This is a genomic window from Rhodoferax sp., from assembly GCF_014859475.1.
GTDB lineage: Bacteria > Pseudomonadota > Gammaproteobacteria > Burkholderiales > Burkholderiaceae_C > Rhodoferax.
Genome location: NZ_JACUUE010000260.1, coordinates 1 through 2909 on the forward strand (window position 1 = coordinate 1; position 2909 = coordinate 2909).

The 2909-nt window shown below is 61.3% G+C and carries 3 protein-coding genes and 1 pseudogene; 3 read left to right on the forward strand and 1 reads right to left on the reverse strand.

The genetic code is table 11. From position 1 onward, the window contains the following. Positions 1–293: pseudogene (locus IBX54_RS14035) on the reverse strand (phosphoribosylformylglycinamidine cyclo-ligase); the annotation flags it as partial. A gap of 97 nt (positions 294–390) precedes the next feature. Here IBX54_RS14035 and IBX54_RS14040 point away from each other — a divergent pair. From IBX54_RS14040 to IBX54_RS14050, 3 genes are read left to right on the forward strand one after another with little or no spacing between them, the layout of a single operon-like run. Then, positions 391–1485 (forward strand): AI-2E family transporter, encoded by a 1095-nt coding sequence (locus IBX54_RS14040; protein ID WP_296543277.1) that lies wholly within the window; start codon positions 391–393, stop codon positions 1483–1485. Further along, positions 1485–2168 (forward strand): DnaA regulatory inactivator Hda, encoded by a 684-nt coding sequence (hda, locus tag IBX54_RS14045; protein WP_296543279.1) that lies wholly within the window; start codon positions 1485–1487, stop codon positions 2166–2168. Before IBX54_RS14040 ends, hda begins: the two co-directional genes overlap by 1 nt. Beyond that, positions 2165–2836, forward strand: a complete 672-nt coding sequence (locus IBX54_RS14050; protein WP_296543278.1) for an HAD family phosphatase — start codon at positions 2165–2167, stop codon at positions 2834–2836. Before hda ends, IBX54_RS14050 begins: the two co-directional genes overlap by 4 nt. The last annotated feature ends 73 nt before the right edge of the window (positions 2837–2909 follow it).

Below are 2909 nucleotides of genomic sequence, written 5' to 3' on the forward strand. Positions count from 1 at the left end.
ACCAGCACGTCGTTGACGCTCATGGCCACCAGGTCGATGCCCACGGTGTCGTGCATCTCCCATTCAAACGCCAGTTTGAGTTTGGTGCCGACACCATCGGTGCCGCTCACCAGCACCGGCTCCTTGTAGCGCTTGGGCACTTCAAACAGCGCGCCAAAGCCGCCAATGCCGGCCAGCACGCCTTCGCGCATGGTCTTTTTGGCGAGCGGCTTGATGCGTTCCACCAGCGCGTCGCCCGCCTCGATGTCAACGCCGGCGGCTTTGTAGGAAAGGGGAGTGGTGGATTGGGTCATGACAATGTGCAGGTAGGGTCAAGGGAAGGGCAGGCGGTGCGCCTTAAGCCCGATAGAATTTGGGCTGATTTTAAGGTGTCGGCTTTTCGCCATTTCAATGCAATTTACTTCCACACAAAAAAGAGCCTCGGCCTGGTTCGGGCTGCTGCTGGGCACCGTGGCCATGCTTTGGCTGCTGGCACCGGTGCTGACGCCGTTCGTGGTGGCGGCCATTCTGGCTTACGCGTTGACACCGGTGGTGGACTGGCTCGACCGGCTGGGCCGCGGCCGCATCCCAAGGTTGCTGGCGGTGGTGGTAGTGGAAATTGTTTTCCTGCTGTTGCTGCTCGCGTTGATGCTGCTGGTGGTGCCGATCCTGGTCAAGCAACTGCCGCTGTTGCGCGAGCAGGTGCCGCCGCTGCTGGACCGATTCAACCTGTTCTTACAACCGTTGCTGGCGCAATTCGGCCTGCATGTGTCGTTTGACGTGGCCGGTCTCAAGGCCTTTGCCATGGAGCACCTGAACGCCAACTTTGAAGACCTGCTGGGCCAGTTGATGGCCTCGGCCAAGCTCGGTGGCAGCGTCGCCCTGTCGCTGATCGGCAATGCCGTGCTGATCCCGGTGGTGCTGTTTTACTTGCTGATGGAATGGCGCCGCTTTATTGACTTGCTGCTGGTGCTGGTGCCGCCACGGTTGCGTCCGACGGTGGACAGTTTTACCTCGGAGGCCGACATCGTGCTGGGCCAGTACTTGCGTGGCCAGTTGCTGGTGATGGTGTTGCTGGCGGTGTACTACAGCATCGGGCTGGCGCTGTTTGGCCTGGACCTGGCACTGCCCATTGGTGTATTCACCGGCCTGGCAGTGGCCATTCCGTACCTGGGCTTCGGGCTGGGGCTGATTCTGGCCACGCTGGCGGGCTTTCTGGAATTTTCCGCGCAGGCAGGTCATGTCGATGTGCTGGTGATGGTGGCTGTGGTGTATGGCCTGGGCCAACTGGTCGAAAGTTTCTTTTTGACGCCTTATCTGGTGGGCGAACGCATGGGACTTCATCCGGTGGCCGTTATTTTTGCCTTGCTGGCGTTTGGCCATTTGCTGGGTTTTGTCGGCGTACTCATTGCGCTGCCGCTAAGCGCCGTGCTGCTGGTCGCCATTCGTCGGGTTCGCCAGGCTTACCTCGACAGTGCCCTCTACCAGGATACGCACGTCGCATGATGCAACAACTGGTGCTCGACATGGGCCTGCCTGCGCAGCCCAGCCTTGAAAACTACTTTGCCGGGCCCAACGCGGCGGCGCTGGCGCACCTGAAACTCTGGTTGGGCAAGCCGGGCAATAGTCTGCGCTCACCTGTGGCCACCTACCTGTGGGGCGACAGCGCCTGCGGCAAAAGCCATTTGCTCGAGGCCTTGCGCGCGGCGCTGCAGGGGCAGGGCGCCAGCGTGGGCTGGCTCGATGCCAGCGTGCAAATGGTGCCCGAGTTCGATGAATCCTGGGCCTGCGTGCTGATGGACGATGTTCATGCTTACAGCAGCGCGCAGCAAGAAATCGCTTTCAACTGGTTTGTGCACGCCCAGACGCTGCAAATTGCGGTGCTGGCGGCGGGCAGTCTGCCGCCCGCCGACCTGAAGCTGCGCGACGACCTGCGCACCCGCCTGGGTGGTGGGCATGTTTTTGCATTGCAGCCCCTGCGTGAGGCAGAGCGGCGCGCCGTGCTGCGCCAGTCCGCCGAGGCACGCGGCATCGTTTTAAGCGACGAGGTGATGGACTTCATGCTGACGCGTTTCAGTCGCGACCTGGGCAACCTGATGGAACTGCTCGACCTGATGGACGGCTACGCCCTGCAAACCCAGCGCGCCATCACCATTCCCCTGATCAAAGCCATGATGGACAACGCATGACAACAAAACTGGCCCTGTTCGACCTCGATCACACGCTGCTTCCGCTGGATTCCGATTACGAGTGGAACATTTTTACCACCAAGCTGGGCTGGCACGACCCGGCTGAATTCAACCGCCAAAACGACGCCTTTTATGCGCAATACCAGGCAGGCACGCTCAACATTCATGACTATGTGCGCTTTGCCACGGCGGCGCTGTGCGCGCAGGGCGCAGAAAAGTCGCACGCAGCGCATGCCCGATTCATGGCGACGGTGGTGCAGCCCGCCATTCGCCCCAAGGCCCTTTCGCTGGTGCAACAGCACCAGGCAGCCGGCGATGCGGTGGTGATCGTGACGGCCACCAACGAATTTGTCACGCGCCCGATTGCCAGCGCTTTTGGCGTGACCGAGCTGATTGCCGTCAACCTGGCACGCGACCCGGCCAGCGGCTGGTTCAGCGGCGAGATCGTCGGCACACCGTCGTTTCGCGAAGGCAAGGTGGCGCGGGTGCAAGAGTGGTTGGGCTCGCGTGGTTTGAGCTGGGCCAGCGTGGAAACCACGTTTTACAGCGACTCCATGAACGACCTGCCGCTACTCGAAAAAGTGACCCATCCGGTCGCAACCAACCCCGAAGACCGGTTGCGGGCGATCGCGCTGGATCGCGGCTGGCGCATACTTGAGCTTTTTTAGAATGAAGCGTCTCACCAGATGTCGTCACTGCGAGCCTGCCGTATCGACGCAATACCGCACACGGACCTTGAAC

Excerpts from the sequence above, each read along its gene's own strand:
- IBX54_RS14040 (WP_296543277.1), top strand. The coding sequence starts at position 391 with ATGCAATTTACTTCCACACAAAAAAGAGCCTCGGCCTGGTTCGGGCTG.
- IBX54_RS14050 (WP_296543278.1), top strand. The coding sequence starts at position 2,165 with ATGACAACAAAACTGGCCCTGTTCGACCTCGATCACACGCTGCTTCCG.
- hda (WP_296543279.1), top strand. The coding sequence starts at position 1,485 with ATGCAACAACTGGTGCTCGACATGGGCCTGCCTGCGCAGCCCAGCCTT.